This window comes from Bradyrhizobium sp. Kon69, from assembly GCF_055807515.1.
The window spans coordinates 1-17,565 of record NZ_JBVVOS010000027.1 but is presented as its reverse complement, the minus strand read 5'-3'; the positions used below and the strand labels follow the sequence as shown (position 1 = coordinate 17,565).

Sequence of the window (17,565 nt, the reverse complement as noted above, 5' to 3'; positions counted from 1 at the left end):
TAATCAACGGATTGTCAGTTCTTTCTGAGCCGGCCGACGAGTTGCTGGCCCATGATCGCGATCTGCCTCGCGCCGTGTGGCACGAGGTAGATGACGGCGAACAGGAGTACGCCGAATACGGCGCCGGAGAGGCCCTTGGAGATGCCCTCCGCCATGTTCGGCACGAAGATGATGAAGGCTGCGCCGACGAACGAGCCGGGCAGCCAGCCGACGCCACCGACGACCATGCCGAGGAACAGCGAGATCGCCAGCGTGATCGTGTAGCTGTCGGGCGCGACGAACTGCACGGCGATGGCGCCAAGCGAGCCGGCAACGCCGGTGATGCCGGCGGACACGCCGAAGGCCAGCGTCTTGTACAGTGCGACGTTGACGCCCATCGAGGAGGCCGCGATCTCGTTGTCGCGGATCGCCATGAAGGCGCGGCCCGAGCGGGAGCGCAGCAGGTTGACCGAGAAGATGTAGATCGCGAGCACGACGGCGAGCGAGAAGTAGTACAGCCAGGTGTCCTGCGACATCGGCAGCCCGAACGGTGCGTCGGGCTTGGTGACGACGAGGCCCTGCACGCCGCCGGTCCAGTGCTCGAGGAAGTTCAACTTCAAGAGCTGCGGCATCGCGGTGGCAAGCGCAAAGGTCGCGAGCGCGAGATAGACGCCCGACAGCCGCAGCGCCGGCTTGCCGAACAGGTAGCCGAATCCGAAGCAGACCGTGGCGGAAATCGGAATGGTCAGCGCATAGTTGACGTTGAAGTACTCCATCAGCACCGCCGACGTATAAGCGCCCACGGCGTAGAAGGCGCTCTGGCCGAGCGAAAACTGGCCGGAGCCGCCCGTCAGGATGTTCAAGGCCAGCACCGCGAGTCCGTAGATCAGGAGCATCGTCATCTGGAAGATGATGAAGTTCTTGACGAACACCGGCACGACCAACAGCACCGCCAGCACCAACAGGGAGGTGCCCGTGCCCAGCGTCATCGCCCGCTTCGGAACTGCCTCGACGGCCGGGGCTTCCGTGACGACGTCTTCTGCAGCGCTCATGATCAAACTCGCTTGACGATTTGCCGGCCGAACAGGCCAGCGGGTTTGACGACCAGGACGGAAATGATCAGCGCGAGCGCGATCGGAAGCTTCAACTCGTTGCCGACGCCGGGAATGTAGGTGCCGGCGAGGTTTTCGAAGACACCGACCAGGAAGCCGCCGACCACGGCGCCGAACGGGCTGGTCAGTCCGCCGAGCACCGCCGCGGCGAAGCCGTAGATCAGCACGCCGCCCATCATGTTGGGCTCGAGGAACACGACCGGTGCGATCAGCATGCCGGCGATCGCACCGATCGCGGACGCCATGCCCCACCCGAGCGCAATCATCCAGCTGGTGTTGATGCCGACCAGCCGGGCCGATTCAGGCACGGAGGCGGCAGCGCGCATGGCGAGCCCGATCTTGGTGTACTGGAAGAAGAAGTAGAGGCCGAGCAGCAGCAGCACCGTCACGCCGATCATGCCGGCCTGGTGGGTCGAGATCAGCTGGCTGCCGAGGAACGGCGAGGAGCCGAACGGGGTCGGATACTGCTTGATGGTGAAGTCCCAGATCAGGCCGGCGGAGGAGTTGATGATCGCGAACAGCGCGATGAAGCCGGCGACGTTGGTCAGCACCGGCGCCTTGGCGAGCGGCTTGAACAGGATGCGCTCGATCGCGATGCCGCCGACAAAGGACAACGCCAGCGTGATCACGAAGGCGGCCCAATAGGGAATGCCCCATTGCATCAGCTGCCAGGAGATGAAGGTCGAGAACATCGCCATCTCGCCCTGCGCGAAGTTGAGATGATCGATCGCCTGGTAGATCATGACCACGGCGAGCGCCATGCAGGCGTAGATCGCGCCCGTGGCGATGCCGGCCAGCACTTGGTTGGTGAACAGCTCCATCGTGCCGGCTCCTCAGTAACCCAGATAGGATTTGCGGATTTCTTCGTTGTTCGCGATGTCCTTGGCGTTGCCCGACATCACGATGCGCCCGGTCTCGATCACATAGGCCTGGTCGGCGAGCTCGAGCGCGAGCTGGGCGTTCTGCTCGACCACCAGGATCGACACCTTGTCCTCGCGATTGATCTTGCCGAGGATGCCGAACAGGTCGCGCACCACGAGCGGCGCCAGGCCGAACGAAGGCTCGTCCAGCAGCATCAGCCGCGGCCGCAGCATCAGGGCGCGGGCGACCGCGAGCATCTGCTGCTCGCCGCCCGAGAGCGTGCCGGCCTGCTGGGTATGGCGCTGCTTGAGCACCGGGAAATGCGCATACATGCGCTCGATATCGGAGACGATGCCGGCGCTGTCCTTGCGGGTGATGGCGCCGAGCTGGAGGTTTTCCTCCACCGTCATGGTGGTGAAGGTGCCGCGGCCCTGCGGCACATGGGCGATGCCGAACCGTACGATGCTTTCGGTGGAGCGGTTGTTCAGCGGCTTGCCGTCGAACTCGATGCCGCCGGTCGAGCGCACCATGTTGCAGATCGCGCGCAGCGTGGTGGTCTTGCCGGCGCCGTTGGCCCCGAGCAGCGTGGTCAGCGATCCCTCGCTAAGCGAGAAGGACAGGCCGTGGAGCGCCTGGACCTGGCCGTAATAGGCGCGTAGGTCCTTGACGTTGAGCAGCGTCGTCATTGGTCCTTGCTCCCGAGATAGGCCTTGATGACGTCGGGATCCGCCTGCACCTGGGCGGGCGTGCCTTCCGCGAGCTTCTTGCCGAAATTCAGCGCGACGACGTGGTCGGCGATCGACATCACGAGGCCCATGTGATGCTCGACCAGCAGGACGGTCATGTGGCGTTCGTCGCGGATGCGGCGGATGAGGTCGCCGAGAACGTAGACTTCCTCGTGGTTGAGGCCGCCGGCGGGCTCGTCGAGCAGCAGGATCTTCGGATCGGCAGCGAGCGCGCGCGCCAGCTCGACGCGCTTCTGCGTGCCGAACGGCAGGCCCGACACGACGGTGTGGGCGACGTCCTCGAGGTCGAGATAAGCGAGGATCTCATGCACCTTCTTGTTGACGTCACTCTCGCTGCGGCGAACCCAGGCCAGCCGCAGCGAGTCGCTGATGATGTCGCTGGAGGTGCGGGCATGGGTGCCGACGCGGACATTGTCCATCACCGACAAATTCGGAAACAGCGCCACGTTCTGGAAGGTGCGGCCGATGCCGATCTCCGCGATCCGGTGCGGCGGGCGCGTCAGGATGCTCGCGCCCTCCATCAGGATGTCGCCGGACGACGGCTGGTACAGCCGCGAGAGGCAGTTGAAGAGCGTGGTCTTGCCGGCGCCGTTGGGGCCGATCAAACCGAGGATCTGGCCCTTGTGCATGTCAAAGGACACGCCGTTGAGCGCAATGATGCCGCCGAACACGACGCTGACGTCGCGAACCGCGAGCAGGGGCGATGTCCCCTGCGCGAGCTGTGCCTGCGTCATCTCGTCTCGCCCACTCTGTTCGGTGAGCGAAGGAGCGATGTGAACCGCTCTCGATGACAACAAAGGCTATCTGATCCCCTCGGCCACACGCGCAACTTTCCCTCCTGATTTCAGCTTTTTGCTGACGTCTTTTTTGGAATGCGGCATCAGACCCCCAAGTGCCGCTTCGATGTTCCTTACCATCGCAAGCAGACGCGGTCCAATGTCGTTGATCAAACGCTCTTCCGTGAAGCGGAATGCCGGCGCGCCGCAATTGAATGCGTAAGGACCGGTTCCGTCGTTGAGCCTGAGTGCAACGCCAGCGGCGCCGATGTCGTCGTGCCAGTCGCCGACCGAAATCGCAAATCCGTATTTCGCGACCGTCTCGCCGGAACGTTCCAGCCCGTCGCGCATCTTGGGCCAGCGGCTGCCGTAATGTTCGCGCAAGACACGAGACAGTTCCGCCCGATCGTTCTCCTCGAGCGCCCAGAAATAGGCGCGGCCCATCGCGCTGGTTGCAATCGGCACGCGGGAGCCGACGTCAAGTTGAACGCCGACCGTCTCGCTGCCGCGGCTTTGCCCGAAATAGATCATGCTGTGACGGTCGCGGCCGCCGACGGCAACGGCTCCGCCGGTCGCGCGCATCATTTCCTCGCGGAACGGTTCGGACAAATGCCGAACGCCGAGATTGGACAAGGCGGCGTAGCCGAGCGCCATCGCGGCCGGCGCAAGCTGATATTTCTCGAAGCGGGGAACCGGCGTCAGATAGCCGAGCTTGGTCAAGGTATAGGTCAGCCGCGAAACCGTCGGCTTGGGCAGATTGGTACGAGCCGCGATTTCCTGATTGCCAAGAAGTCCGTCGCTGGGCTGGAATGCGCGCAATACGTCTAGTCCGCGGGAAAGCGCGACGACGAAATTCCGATCGGTCGCGGTCTTCTTTCCTGTACGCTTCATCCCGGATCTGCTTCTTGCGCGGAGTCGTTGACAAGCCACGTGCTTCAAAATAACCCTGCCGTCAAGATGCGGAATTAAATTCCGCAGTGCGAAATTGAACAAAAGTTACCCCACCAAGGAGGGACACCGTGAGCGAAGTGGTCAAGCTTGAGCGTCATGACGAAGTCGGGATCGTCACGGTCGACAGCCCTCCGGTCAACGCGCTGAGCGCCGCGGTTCGCGGCGGAATTCTGGAATGCATCAAGGCCGCAATCGCCGATCCCGCCGTCAAGGGCATCGTGCTGACCTGTGCCGGCCGCACCTTCATCGCAGGCGCCGACATCACTGAATTCGGCAAGCCGCCGAAGGCACCCGCCCTCAACGACGTGCTTTCCGAGATCGAGAATTCACCAAAGCCGGTCGTGGCCGCGATCCACGGCACCGCGCTCGGCGGCGGCCTCGAGGTCGCGCTCGCCTGTCATTTCCGCGTTGCGGTGAAGGAAGCCAAGCTCGGCCTGCCCGAGGTGAAGCTCGGCCTGCTGCCGGGCGCCGGCGGCACCCAGCGCCTGCCGCGCGCGGTCGGACCGGAGCTCGCGGTCAAGATGATCGTCGGCGGTGATCCGATCGGTGCGGCGGAAGCGCTGAAGAACGGCCTGATCGAGGAGATCGTCGAGGGCCCGGCCGCCGGAGGAGAAGCCTTCGTACGAAAGTTGCTGGCTGAAAAGCGTCCGCTGCGCCGCCTGCGTGACGACGACTCCAAGATCGCGGCGGCCAAGGCCGATCGCTCGATCTTCACCAACGCGGTCGCCGCCATGACCAAGAAGGCGCGCGGCCTGGAAGCGCCGTTCGCGGCGGCCGACGCCGTCGGCTACGCCATCGACCTGCCGTTCGACGAGGGCCTCAAGAAGGAGCGCGAGGGCTTCCTGAAGCTCGTCGCCAGCGATCAGTCCAAGGCGCAGCGTTATGCCTTCTTCGCCGAGCGCGAGGCCAGCAAGATCGCCGGCGTTCCTGAAGGGACCAAGCCGCGGCCCGTGAACCGCGTCGCCATCCTCGGCGCCGGCACGATGGGTGGCGGCATCGCGATGTCCTTTGCCAATGCCGGCGTTCCCGTCACGCTGATCGAGACCGGCGAGGAGCAGCTCAAGCGCGGCATGGGTATCATGCAGAAGAACTGGGAAGCGACCGCAGCGCGCGGCGGCATCCCGGCGGATGCGCCCGCCAAGCGCATGGCGCTGATCAACGGCGTTGTCGGCATCGAGAACGTCGGCGATGCCGACCTCGTCATCGAAGCCGTGTTCGAGACCATGGCGGTGAAGAAGGAAGTGTTCGGCAAGCTCGACCAATACGTCAAGCCGGGCGCCGTGCTCGCCTCCAACACCTCGTACCTGAACATCGACGAGATTGCGAAGTCGACCAAGCGTCCGCAGGACGTGCTCGGCATGCACTTCTTCTCGCCCGCCAACGTCATGAAATTGTGCGAGATCGTGCGCGCCGACAAGACCGCGCCGGATGCCCTTGTGACCGCGGTCTCGATCGCGCGCAAAATCGCAAAGGTGCCGGCCGTGGTCGGTGTCTGCGACGGCTTTGTCGGTAACCGCATGCTGGCCCAGCGCGGCAAGCAGTCGGAGAAGCTGCTGTTCGAAGGCGCGCTTCCGCAGCAGGTCGACGCCGTCGTGACGAAGTTCGGCATGCCGATGGGGCCGTTCGCGATGGGTGACCTCGCCGGCCTCGACATCGGCTGGCGCTCGCGCAAGGACCGCGGCATCAAGTCGGAGATCGCGGACGCGCTCTGCGAAGCCGGCCGCTTCGGCCAGAAGACCGGCAAGGGCTATTACAGATACGAAGCCGGCTCCCGTTCGGCGCTGCCGGATCCGGAAGTCGAGAAGCTGATCGACGAGACGCTGCTGCGCATGGGCCGCAAGAAGCGCGTCGTCAGCGACGACGAGATCCTCGAACGCATGATGTATCCGATGATCAACGAGGGCGCAAAGATCCTGGAGGAAGGCATCGCCGCGCGCCCGTCCGATATCGACGTGGTGTGGCTCTATGGCTATGGCTGGCCGATCTACCGCGGCGGCCCGATGTTCTGGGCCGACACCGTCGGCCTCAAGCACATCGCCGATCGTCTCTCCTTCTATGCCAAGGAGACCAACGACCCCAGCCTCGAGCCCGCGCCGCTGCTGAAGAAGCTCGCGGCCGAAGGCAAGACGTTTGCGTCATTGGCCGCGACATCAAAGGCGGCTTGATGGAGCCTTGCGCTTCAATGCTCAGTCATTCCGGGTTCGATGCTTCGCATCGCCCCGGAATGACTGTCTGTGGTTTAAGGAAGCTATGACCCATCCCGGCGAACAGTTTTATCCCGAGGGCGTGCGCTGGGACGACACCATCGTCCAGGGCACGCTGCCTGACCTGCTGGCAAAAGCCGCGGCCGAGTACGGACCGCGCACCGCGCTGGAATTCCGGGATCGTCCGATCAGCTACACTGAGCTCGCCGCGATGGCCGAGCGCGCAGCCGCCGCCTTCCTGCGCGCCGGCTACGGCAAGAACAGTTCGGTCGCGCTGTTCCTCGGCAATACGCCGGACCATCCCGTCAACTTCTTCGGCGCGCTGAAGGCCGGCTCCCGGGTCGCGCATCTCTCACCGCTCGACGGCGAGATCGCGCTGACGCACAAGGTCACCGATTCCGGTTCGCGCCTGCTCGTGACCACCAACCTCGCGGCGCTGCTGCCGACCGCGCTGAAATTCCTGGAAAAGGGCCTGATCGACCGCCTGGTCGTCTGCGAGGAGGACAGTTGGGGCAAGGTCGGCACGCCGCAGGCACCGATCCCCGATGATCCCCGCATCGTCACCTTCAGGGCCTTCGTCGATGGCGCGACCGCGCCGGCGCAGTGGCCATCCGTGACGGCCGACGACGTCGCGCTGCTGCAATATACCGGCGGCACCACCGGCCTGCCCAAAGGCGCCATGCTGACGCACGGCAACCTCACCTCGGCGGTGTCGATCTTCGACATCTGGGGCAAGCCGTCCCGAGCCGCGCGTGGCGACGTGGTCGAGCGCGTGATCGGCGTGCTACCGTTGTTCCACATCTATGCGCTGAGCCTGGTGCTGCTGTGCTCGCTCCGCCGCGGCTATCTGATCTCGCTGCATCAGCGCTTCGATGTCGAAGCCGTGATGCGCGACATCGAGGTCAAGCGCGCGACCTATTTCCCGGGCGTGCCGACGATGTGGATCGCGATTGCAGCGCTCCCAGATCTCGACAAGCGCGACTTCTCCTCGCTCAGCACCATCGGCTCCGGCGGCGCGCCGCTGCCGGTGGAGATCGCGAGTTTCTTCGAGCGCAAGGTCGGCAAGAAGCTCAAGAGCGGCTGGGGCATGACCGAGACCTGCTCGCCCGGCACCGGCCACCCGCCGGTTGGTCCCGACAAGCCGGGCTCGATCGGCCTGATGCTGCCCGGCATCGAGCTCGACGTCGTCGCGCTGGACGATCCGACGCGCGTATTGCCGCCGGGCGAAGTCGGCGAGATCCGCATCAAGGGCCCGAACGTCATCAGGGGCTATTGGAACAAGCCCGAGGGATCCGCCGAGGCTTTCGTCGACGGCCGCTTCGTCACCGGCGACATCGGCTATGTCGATAGCGACGGCTATTTCTTCCTGGTCGACCGCAAGAAGGACATGATCATCTCCGGCGGCTTCAACGTTTATCCGCAAATGATCGAGCAGGCGATCTACACCCTACCAGGCGTGCACGAGGTGATCGTGCTCGGCATCCCCGACTCGTATCGCGGCGAGGCCGCAAAGGCCTTCATCAAGCTCAGGCCCGGCGCAAAGCCGTTCTCGCTCGACGAGCTGCGGGCGCAACTCGCCGGCAAGCTCGGCAAGCACGAATTGCCGGCGGAGGTCGAATTCGTCGACGATCTGCCGCGCACGCCGGTCGGAAAGCTGTCGCGCCATGAGTTGCGCCAGCAGCAGAAACCATCACAATCCGCCCAACTTGCCACCCGACTTGCATCAGGAGATCGCTCTTGACCGACGCCGTCATCGTTTCCACCGCCCGCACCCCGATCGGGAAGGCCTATCGCGGCGCGCTCAACGCTACCGAGGGCGCAACCCTGCTTGGCCACGCCATCGGCGCGGCCGTCGCGCGCGCCAAGGTCGACCCCAAGGAGGTCGAGGACCTCGTGATGGGCGCTGCGCTGCAACAGGGGGCGACCGGCGGCAACATCGCGCGCAAGGCGCTGCTCCGTGCCGGTCTCCCCGTCACGGTCGCCGGCACCACCATCGACCGGCAATGCGCCTCGGGACTGCAGGCGATCGCGCTCGCCGCACGTTCGGTGATTTTTGATGGTGTGGAGATCGCGGTCGGCGGCGGCGGCGAGTCCATCTCGCTGGTGCAGAACGACAAGATGAACGGCTTCCATGCGCAGGACCCGGCGCTGCTCGAGATCAAGGGCGAGGTCTACATGCCCATGATCGACACCGCCGAAATCGTGGCCAAGCGCTACGGCATCTCACGGGAGAAGCAGGACGAATATTCGCTGGAGAGCCAGCGCCGCACCGCCGCGGCCCAGCAAGGCGGCAAGTTCAAGGATGAGCTCGCGCCGATCACCACCAAAATGGCAGTGACCGACAAGGCGACCGGTGCAGTCTCGTTCAAGGACGTCACGCTGTCGCAGGACGAGGGCCCGCGCCCCGAGACCACCGCAGAAGGCCTCGCCGGCCTCAAGGCCGTGCGTGGCGAGGGGTTTAGCGTCACCGCCGGCAATGCCAGCCAGCTTTCCGACGGCGCCAGCGCCTCGGTGATCATGAGCGACAAGGAAGCGGCGAAGCGCGGGCTGAACCCGCTCGGTATCTTCCGCGGCTTCGTCTCCGCCGGCTGCGAGCCGGACGAGATGGGCATCGGCCCCGTGTTCGCCGTGCCGCGCCTGCTCAAGCGTCATGGCCTCACCGTCGACGACATCGGCCTGTGGGAGCTGAACGAAGCCTTCGCGGTGCAGGTGCTGTATTGCCGCGACAAGCTCGGCATCGACCCCGACAAGATCAACGTCGACGGCGGCGCGATCGCGGTGGGCCATCCCTACGGCATGTCGGGCGCGCGCCTCACCGGCCACGCTCTGATCGAAGGCCGCCGCCGCAAGGCGAAGTATGCGGTCGTCACCATGTGCGTCGGCGGCGGCATGGGCGCGGCGGGGCTTTTCGAGGTGTTGCAGTAACCGTCGTCCCGGCAAAAGCCGGGACCCATACGCCGCAGCAGGCGTTTGGGGCACAGACAATAATGGCCTGTGCAAGACAACAAAGAGTTGTGGTTATGGGTCCCGGCCTTCGCCGGGACGACAAGGGTAGGAGGATCCGATGGATCTCGCATTCACGAAAGAAGAGCAGGCGTTTCGCGAAGAAGTGCGGTCATTCTTCCGCGACAACGTGCCGCCGGATACGCGGCGCAAGCTGGTCGAGGGCCGCCACCTCTCGAAGGACGAGATGGTGACGTGGTGGCGCATCCTCAACAAGAAGGGCTGGGGCGTCAGCCACTGGCCGAAGCAATATGGCGGCACCGGCTGGACCTCCGTGCAACACTACATCTTCAACGAGGAGCTGCAGTCCTATCCGGCGCCGCAGCCGCTCGCCTTCGGCGTCAGCATGGTCGGTCCTGTCATCTACACCTTCGGCAATGAAGAGCAGAAGAAGCAGTATCTGCCCCGCATCGCCAATGTCGACGATTGGTGGTGCCAGGGCTTCTCCGAGCCCGGCTCCGGCTCCGACCTCGCCTCGCTCAAGACCAAGGCCGAGCGCAAGGGCGACAAGTGGATCATCAACGGCCAGAAGACCTGGACTACGCTCGCCCAGCACGCCGACATGATCTTCTGCCTCTGCCGCACCGATGCGACCGCCAAGAAGCAGATGGGCATCTCCTTCATCGTGTTCTCGATGAAGTCGAAGGGCGTCACCGTGCGTCCGATCCAGACCATTGACGGCGGCGCCGAGGTCAACGAGGTGTTCTTCGACGACGTCGAAGTGCCCTACGAGAACCTGATCGGCGAGGAGAACAAGGGCTGGGATTACGCGAAATTCCTGCTCGGCAATGAGCGCACCGGCATCGCCCGGGTCGGCGTCTCCAAGGAGCGGCTCCGCCGCATCCGCGATCTCGCCGGTAAGGTCGAATCCGGCGGCAAGCCGATCATCCAGGATGCCGCTTTCCGTGACAAGCTCGCCGCCTGCGAAATCGAGCTCAAGGCGCTCGAGCTGACGCAGCTCCGCGTCGTCGCCGACGAAGGCAAGCACGGCAAGGGCAAGCCCAATCCGGCTTCCTCCGTGCTGAAGATCAAGGGCTCCGAGATCCAGCAGACCACCACCGAGCTGCTGATGGAAGTGATCGGTCCGTTCGCCGCGCCCTACGACGTGCACGGCGACGACGGCTCGAACGAAGCCATGGACTGGACCGCCCAGATCGCGCCGAGCTACTTCAACAACCGCAAGGTCTCGATCTACGGCGGCTCCAACGAGATCCAGCGCAACATCATCGCCAAGGCGGTGCTGGGGCTGTGATGCTCTCTTCTTTCCCCCTCTCCCCGTTCTTACGGGGAGAGGGAGGGGTGAGGGGCCTCTCTCCGAGCAGGGACTGTCGAGAGAGCGGTACCCCCTCACCCGGCACGCTTCGCGTGTCAACCTCTCCACGCAAGCGGGGCGAGGTGAAGAAGAGCCCCACGCAATGCTGACACCAGTGACTTGAGGAAACAGAAATGGATTTTGATCTGAACGAGGAGCAGCGGCTTCTCAAGGAAAGCATCGACGGCCTCTTGACCGATTCCTACGATTTCGAGAGCCGCAAGAAGTACATGAAGGAGAAGGGCGGCTGGAGCAAAGCGGTCTGGGGCAAGCTCGCCGAGCAGGGCTTGCTCGGTCTGCCCTTCGCGGAGGCCGATGGCGGCTTCGGCGGCGGCGGCGTCGAGACCATGATCGTGATGGAAGCGCTCGGCAAGGCACTGGTGCTCGAGCCTTATCTCGCAACCGTCGTGATCGGCGGCGGCTTCCTGCGCCATGCGGGCAGCAATGCGCAGAAGGCCGCGCATGTGCCCGGCATCGTCGACGGCAGCAAGACGCTCGCCTTTGCCCAGCTCGAGAAGAATTCGCGCTACGATCTCTTCGACGTCACCACGACGGCGAAGAAGAAGGGCGAGGGTTGGGTCATCGACGGCGAGAAGTTCGTCGTGCTCAACGGCGAGAACGCAGACACCCTGATCGTGACCGCGCGCACCAGGGGCGAGCGCCGCGACAAGAGCGGCATCGGCGTATTCCTGGTGCCGGCCAGCGCCAAGGGCGTCGCCAAGAAATCGTACCCGACCCAGGACGGCCTGCACGCCGCCGACATCACCTTCACCGGCGTCGAAATCGGTGCCGATGCCGTGCTCGGCAATCCCGACGATTCGCTCGCGCTGATCGAGCGTGTGGTCGACGAAGCCCGCATCGCGCTCTGCGCCGAAGCGGTCGGCCTGATGGACGAGTCTCTGAAGACAACGGTTGAGTACATCAAGACGCGCAAGCAGTTCGGGGTCGCGATCGGTTCGTTCCAGAGCCTCCAGCACCGCGCCTCCGACATGTTCGTCGCCACTGAGCAGGCGCGATCGATGTCGATGTTCGCGACCATGGCTGCTGATTTCGAGGACGCCAAGGAGCGCAGCAACGCCGTTGCCGCGGCCAAGGTGCAGATCGGCAAGTCGCTGAAGTTCGTCGGACAGCAGGCGATCCAGCTCCACGGCGGCATCGGCATGACCATGGAGGCGAAGATCGGCCACTATTTCAAGCGCCTGACCATGATCGAGAACAGCTTTGGCGACACCGACTACCACCAGCGCCGCGTGGCGGACGGTGGCGGGTTGATCTAAGCGCCCCCACCGTCATTGCGAGGAGCGCAGCGACGAAGCAATCCAGATTTTCTCCGCCGAAAGATCCTGGATTGCTTCGCTTCGCTCGCAATGACGCAGTCAACGGAATCAACGGAGCAACAACAATGAAAAACACCCCGTTCGATCTCACCGGCAAGGTCGCCGTGGTCACCGGCTCCAGCCGCGGCATCGGCCGCTCTTCCGCCGAGCTGCTCGCAAAGCTCGGCGCCAAAGTGGTTGTTTCCTCGCGCAAGGCCGATGCCTGCAAGGCAGTCGCCGACGGCATCAAGACGGCTGGCGGCGACGCCACCGTCATCCCCTGCAACATCGCGCGCAAGCAAGAGGTCGAGGCGCTGATCGCGGGTGCGACCAAGCATTACGGCAAGATCGACATCCTCGTCTGCAATGCCGCGGTCAACCCGTATTACGGCCCGCTGCTCGACATCACCGACGAGGCCTTCGACAAGATCATGGGCAGCAACGTCAAGAGCAACATCTGGCTCTCCGCGCTGGCGATCCCGCAGATGGCGGAGCGTGGCAACGGCTCCGTCGTCATCATCTCCTCGATCGGCGGCCTGCGCGGCTCGACCGTAATCGGCGCCTACGGCATCTCCAAGGCCGCCGACTTCGCGCTGTGTCGTTCGCTCGCCGGCGAATGGGGCCCGAAAGGCGTCCGCGTCAACTGCATCGCGCCCGGCCTCGTCAAGACCGACTTCGCTCGCGCGCTGTGGGAAGACGAAGCAAATCTAAAGCGCCGCACCGCCACCACGCCTCTTCGCCGCATCGGCGAACCCGACGAAATCGCCGGCGCAGTCGCCTACCTCGCCTCCGACGCGTCGAGCTTCATGACCGGACAGACCATCGTCATCGATGGCGGCGTGACCACGGCGGCGGCGTAGGTCTCTCAGCTCGTCGTCCCGGCCTAGTGCGCAATTGCGCACGGGGGCCGGGACCCATAACCACAAGGAGTGGTTTGGCGAAGACTGGTCATGCTGGATCGGCATCGTGCGCAATCGATGAATCACGCGGTATGGGTCCCGGCCTTCGCCGGGACGACAGCTGAGCCCGTCTTGACCTTCCCGCCCTAATCCGCTCCCTTTGGCGAAACACAATAGCCCCTCACCGGACAACGTCAAAGAAAACGCCAAAGAAACCCCAAGGTTTGCCGCCATGTCTTTCGTCCTCGCCATCGACCAGGGCACCACCTCCTCGCGCGCCATCGTGTTTCGCGGCGACATTTCCATTGCGGCGAAGGCGCAAGCCGAGTTTCCGCAGCATTTCCCCGCCTCGGGCTGGGTCGAGCACGAGCCCGAGGACATCTGGACCTCGACCGTGACGGTCTGCCGCGACGCGATCGCGCAGGCCGGCATCAGTGCAAAGGACATCGCCGCGATCGGGATCACCAACCAGCGCGAGACCACCGTGGTGTGGGACCGCGCCACCGGGCAGGCCGTGCACCGCGCCATCGTCTGGCAGGACCGCCGCACCGCAGACATCTGCGCCAAGCTGAAAGCCGACGGCCGCGAGCCCGTGATCTCGCAGAAGACCGGCCTGATCATCGATCCTTATTTCTCCGGCACCAAGGTCGCCTGGATTCTCGACCACGTCCCCGGGGCACGGGCGCGTGCCGCGCGCGGCGAATTGATGTTCGGCACCGTCGATTGCTATCTGCTGTGGCGCCTCACCGGCGGCAAGGTGCATGCCACCGACGCCACCAACGCCTCGCGCACGCTGCTGTTCAATATCCACACCGGCCAGTGGGACGACGAGCTGCTCGAGATCATCGGCGTGCCGCGCTCGATGCTGCCCGAGGTGAAGGATTCCTCCGCCCGTTTCGGCGAGAGCACGCCGGACCTGTTCGGCGGCGCGATTGCGATCTCCGGCATCGCCGGCGACCAGCAGGCCGCGACCATCGGCCAGGCCTGCTTCCGCCCGGGCATGATGAAGTCGACCTACGGCACCGGCTGCTTCGCCCTGCTCAACACCGGCACCACGCCCGTGGCCTCGAAGAACAAGCTGCTCACCACCATCGCCTACCAGCTCGGCGGCAAACGCACCTACGCGCTCGAAGGCTCGATCTTCGTCGCGGGCTCGGCGGTGCAGTGGCTGCGCGACGGCCTCGGCATCATCAAGCACGCCGCCGAGACCGGACCGCTCGCCGATCAGTCGGACTCCATGCAGAGCGTCTATCTGGTACCGGCCTTCGTCGGCATGGGCGCGCCATACTGGAATCCGCGCGTCCGCGGCGCGCTGTTCGGTCTCACCCGCAACACGGGCCCGGCCGAGCTCGCCCACGCCGCGCTGGAAAGCGTCTGCTACCAGACGTTTGACCTCTGGGCCGCAATGCGCGCCGACTGGCCGAGCTCGGAAACCGCCAGCGTGGTGCTCCGCGTCGACGGCGGCATGACCGCATCGGATTGGACCATGCAGCGCCTCGCCGACCTGCTCGACGCGCCCGTCGACCGCCCCGTGATCCAGGAGACCACGGCGCTGGGCGCCGCCTATCTCGCGGGCCTCGAGGCCGGCGTCTATCCCGAACCGACCAAATTCGCCGACAACTGGCGGCTGGAGCGTCGCTTCAAGCCAAACATGAGCCAGGCGACAAGGGAGCGGAAGCTGGCGGGCTGGGCGAGGGCGGTAAAGGGCGTGCTCGCGAGCGACGAGGGCGAGGGCTAGGAGGATCTCGTAGCAGGGATAGAGCGCAGCGAAATCCGGGGTTCTCCATGGCACGATTCCCGGATTACGCTGCGCTCCATCCGGGCTACAAGAAACAGCAACAAAGGGAGCACCAACAATGAACACGGATTTCAACCGGGTCATGCAGAAGCTTTTTGGCGCAGCGATCTCCGCTGCGCTGCTCACCTCGACCGCCATCGCGCGTGAGAAGCCGGACCCGCTCGGAAGCGCGCGTCAGGTCAAGACCGACGTCGCCGGTCTCAACGCTCCCGCGCAGATTCTGGTCGATGTCTGGGGCATCCCCCACATCTATGCCGGTAATGAGCACGACCTGTTTTTCTTGCAAGGCTTCAACGCCGCGCGCGACCGGCTCTGGCAGATCGATCTCTGGCGCAAGCGCGGGCTCGGTCTGCTGGCCAAGGATTTCGGCCCGGCCTATGCCGAACAGGACAAGGCGCTGCGGCTCTTTCTCTATCGCGGCGATATGAATGCGGAATGGGCGGCTTACGGCCCCAAGGGAAAGACCTATGCGGAGGCATTCGTCGCCGGGGTCAACGCCTATGTCGCCGACGTGCGCGCGGGCAAGCGCCCGCTGCCGATCGAATTCAGGATCGCCGGCACCAAGCCGGATCCGTGGACGGCGGATGACATCGTCCGCATCCGCAGCCATGGCTTGACGCGCAATGTCGCCTCCGAGGTCAAGCGCTCCTTGGTCGCCTGCGCGGCCGGCCTCGATGCCGATCGCTTTCGCGTCAAGCTCGAGCCGGCGTGGACGACGAAGGTGCCGGATGGTCTCGATCCCTGCAGCGTGCCGAAGGCCGTGCTGGCGCCTTACGATCTGGCGACGCGCCCGGTCGCCTTTGCCGCGCCGAAAGATCGCCAGGCCGCACTCGCGCACGATCCCGACAAATACCTCACCGAGGCCGACCAGCAACGCGACACCATCGGCTCCAACAATTGGGTGATCGCGGCGTCGCGGACCGCGACGGGACGGCCGATCCTCGCCAACGATCCGCATCGCGAGCACAGCGTGCCGTCGCTGCGCTACATCGTCGGCCTCAATGCGCCCGGCCTCTCCGTGATCGGCGCGGGCGAGCCGGCGCTGCCCGGCATCTCGATCGGCCACAACGGCACCATCGCCTTCGGTCTCACCATCTTCAACGTCGACCAGGAAGACCTCTACGTCTACGAGCTCAATCCGCAGAATCCCAACCAGTACCGCTATGGCAGCGGCTGGGAGGACATGCGCATCGTGCACGAGAAAGAGCCGGTGAAAGGCGAAGCCGATCGCGACCTCGAGCTGAAATTCACCCGGCACGGTCCGGTGATCTATGTCGACGACGCCAACAAGCGCGCCTTTGCCGTCCGCTCGATCTGGTTCGAGCCCGGCACCTCGGCCTATTTCGGCTCCTCCGACTACATGACCGCGAAGGATTGGAACGGTTTCCTTGGCGCCATGCGGCGCTGGGGCGCGCCGTCGGAGAATCAGGTCTATGCGGACACCAAGGGCAATATTGGCTGGGTTGCCGCCGGCAAGACGCCGCGGCGCGCCAACTATGATGGCCTGATGCCGGTGCCCGGCGACGGCCGCTACGAATGGCAGGGTTTTCTCTCGCTCGACGAACTGCCCAAGGCCTATCAGCCCAAGCAGGGCTTTCTCGCCACCGCCAACCAGATGAACCTGCCGGCGGATTATCCCGTCGGCGAGCGCAAGGTCGGTTTCGAATGGGCGGACAATGCGCGCTGGCAGCGCATCACCGAGGTGCTGCAGGCCAACAGCAAGGTGACGCTGGCCGATGCCATGGATCTGCAGAACGACGACACCACGATGCTGGGGCGGCGGCTGGTCAAGCTGCTGCAGCCGCTCACTTCGGACGATGCCAACGTGAAGAAAGGCCTCGAACTGCTCAAGCCGTGGGACGCGCGTGATGCCGCTGAAAGCGCCGCTGCCGCATTGTTCGAGGTCTGGATCGCCAATCATCTTGGACCGGTACTGTTGAAGACCACGGCGCCCAAGGCCGCCGACCTGATCGCGCCCGAGGCGTCCAGCATTTCGGCGCTTGTCGCCTTCCTGGAATCTCCGGACGCGTCGTTTGGCTCCGACCCCGCCGCCGCCCGCGACCAGATCCTGCGCGACAGCCTTGGCGCCGCGGTGGCCGATGTGACGGCCAAGCTCGGGGCCGATTCCTCGACCTGGCGCTGGGGTCGCCTGCACGTCGCAAAATTCGACCACGCGCTGATGCCGCTTGCCGACAAGGCGACGGCCGCTCAGCTCTCGGTCGGTCCGCTGGCCTATGGCGGCGCCGCCAATGTGCCGCGCGCGGCCACCTATCGCCGCACCGATTATCAGCTGTTCGCCGGCGCCTCGTTCCGCATGGTGCTCGACGTCGGCAATTGGGATGCGAGCCGCACCATCAACACGCCGGGCCAGTCGGGCGATCCCTTCAGCGGCCATTATCGCGACCTCGCGCCGCTCTGGGCGACAGGGCAGTATGTGCCGCTGCTCTACAGCCGCGCTGCGGTCGAGGCGGCGACGGCGGAGGCGATCACGCTGACGCCGCGGTGAATGAGGCGTATCCACAAACTCGGCCGTCGTCCTGGCGAAAGCCAGGAGGTGGATTCACACTCGAAGTGCAACAGTTGAGAGGAGAAGGCCTCTGCCGGGGTT

The 17,565-nt window shown here is 64.9% G+C and carries 13 protein-coding genes; 8 read left to right on the top strand and 5 right to left on the bottom strand.

Annotation, left to right across the window (positions count from 1 at the left end; genetic code table 11):
* Positions 1-14: 14 nt before the first annotated feature.
* The 5 genes from AC0L3U_RS29910 to AC0L3U_RS29890 form a co-directional block, all read right to left on the bottom strand.
* Complete coding sequence (locus AC0L3U_RS29910) at positions 15-1,031, bottom strand: branched-chain amino acid ABC transporter permease (RefSeq protein ID WP_456766354.1); 1,017 nt, start codon at positions 1,029-1,031, stop codon at positions 15-17.
* A gap of 2 nt (positions 1,032-1,033) precedes the next feature.
* A complete protein-coding gene (locus AC0L3U_RS29905) occupies positions 1,034-1,912 on the bottom strand; it encodes a branched-chain amino acid ABC transporter permease (protein ID WP_007599708.1) in 879 nt (292 codons plus the stop codon).
* A gap of 12 nt (positions 1,913-1,924) precedes the next feature.
* The gene (locus AC0L3U_RS29900; protein ID WP_007599709.1) at positions 1,925-2,638 is read right to left on the bottom strand and encodes an ABC transporter ATP-binding protein; all 714 of its coding nucleotides are present in this window, start codon (positions 2,636-2,638) and stop codon (positions 1,925-1,927) included.
* The gene (locus AC0L3U_RS29895; RefSeq protein ID WP_473264524.1) at positions 2,635-3,432 is read right to left on the bottom strand and encodes an ABC transporter ATP-binding protein; all 798 of its coding nucleotides are present in this window, start codon (positions 3,430-3,432) and stop codon (positions 2,635-2,637) included. The genes AC0L3U_RS29900 and AC0L3U_RS29895 overlap by 4 nt, the downstream gene beginning before the upstream one ends.
* Before the next feature lie 66 nt (positions 3,433-3,498).
* A complete protein-coding gene (locus AC0L3U_RS29890) occupies positions 3,499-4,365 on the bottom strand; it encodes an IclR family transcriptional regulator (RefSeq protein ID WP_007599713.1) in 867 nt (288 codons plus the stop codon).
* A 128-nt stretch (positions 4,366-4,493) separates the two neighbouring features.
* On the opposite strand from AC0L3U_RS29890, the gene AC0L3U_RS29885 reads away from it, so the two are divergent.
* The 8 genes from AC0L3U_RS29885 (at position 4,494) to AC0L3U_RS29850 (ending at position 17,463) form a co-directional block, all read left to right on the top strand.
* Complete coding sequence (locus AC0L3U_RS29885) at positions 4,494-6,590, top strand: 3-hydroxyacyl-CoA dehydrogenase NAD-binding domain-containing protein (protein ID WP_473364214.1); 2,097 nt, start codon at positions 4,494-4,496, stop codon at positions 6,588-6,590.
* An 85-nt stretch (positions 6,591-6,675) separates the two neighbouring features.
* Entirely contained in the window at positions 6,676-8,370 is a 1,695-nt protein-coding gene (gene pimA, locus AC0L3U_RS29880) for a dicarboxylate--CoA ligase PimA (RefSeq protein ID WP_473364213.1), read from the top strand.
* A complete protein-coding gene (locus tag AC0L3U_RS29875; RefSeq protein WP_473364212.1) occupies positions 8,367-9,554 on the top strand; it encodes an acetyl-CoA C-acyltransferase in 1,188 nt (395 codons plus the stop codon). Before pimA ends, AC0L3U_RS29875 begins: the two co-directional genes overlap by 4 nt.
* Before the next feature lie 139 nt (positions 9,555-9,693).
* The gene (gene pimC / locus AC0L3U_RS29870; RefSeq protein ID WP_247406209.1) at positions 9,694-10,884 is read left to right on the top strand and encodes a pimeloyl-CoA dehydrogenase large subunit; all 1,191 of its coding nucleotides are present in this window, start codon (positions 9,694-9,696) and stop codon (positions 10,882-10,884) included.
* Positions 10,885-11,078: 194 nt separating this feature from the next.
* A complete protein-coding gene (pimD, locus tag AC0L3U_RS29865; protein ID WP_473364211.1) occupies positions 11,079-12,221 on the top strand; it encodes a pimeloyl-CoA dehydrogenase small subunit in 1,143 nt (380 codons plus the stop codon).
* Between the two features lie 125 nt (positions 12,222-12,346).
* Entirely contained in the window at positions 12,347-13,120 is a 774-nt protein-coding gene (locus AC0L3U_RS29860; protein ID WP_473347363.1) for an SDR family NAD(P)-dependent oxidoreductase, read from the top strand.
* Between the two features lie 271 nt (positions 13,121-13,391).
* Complete coding sequence (glpK, locus tag AC0L3U_RS29855; protein ID WP_473364210.1) at positions 13,392-14,897, top strand: glycerol kinase GlpK; 1,506 nt, start codon at positions 13,392-13,394, stop codon at positions 14,895-14,897.
* 118 nt (positions 14,898-15,015) lie between these two features.
* On the top strand, positions 15,016-17,463 hold the full coding sequence (locus AC0L3U_RS29850) for a penicillin acylase family protein (RefSeq protein ID WP_473364209.1): 2,448 nt from the start codon (positions 15,016-15,018) through the stop codon (positions 17,461-17,463).
* Positions 17,464-17,565: the final 102 nt, after the last annotated feature.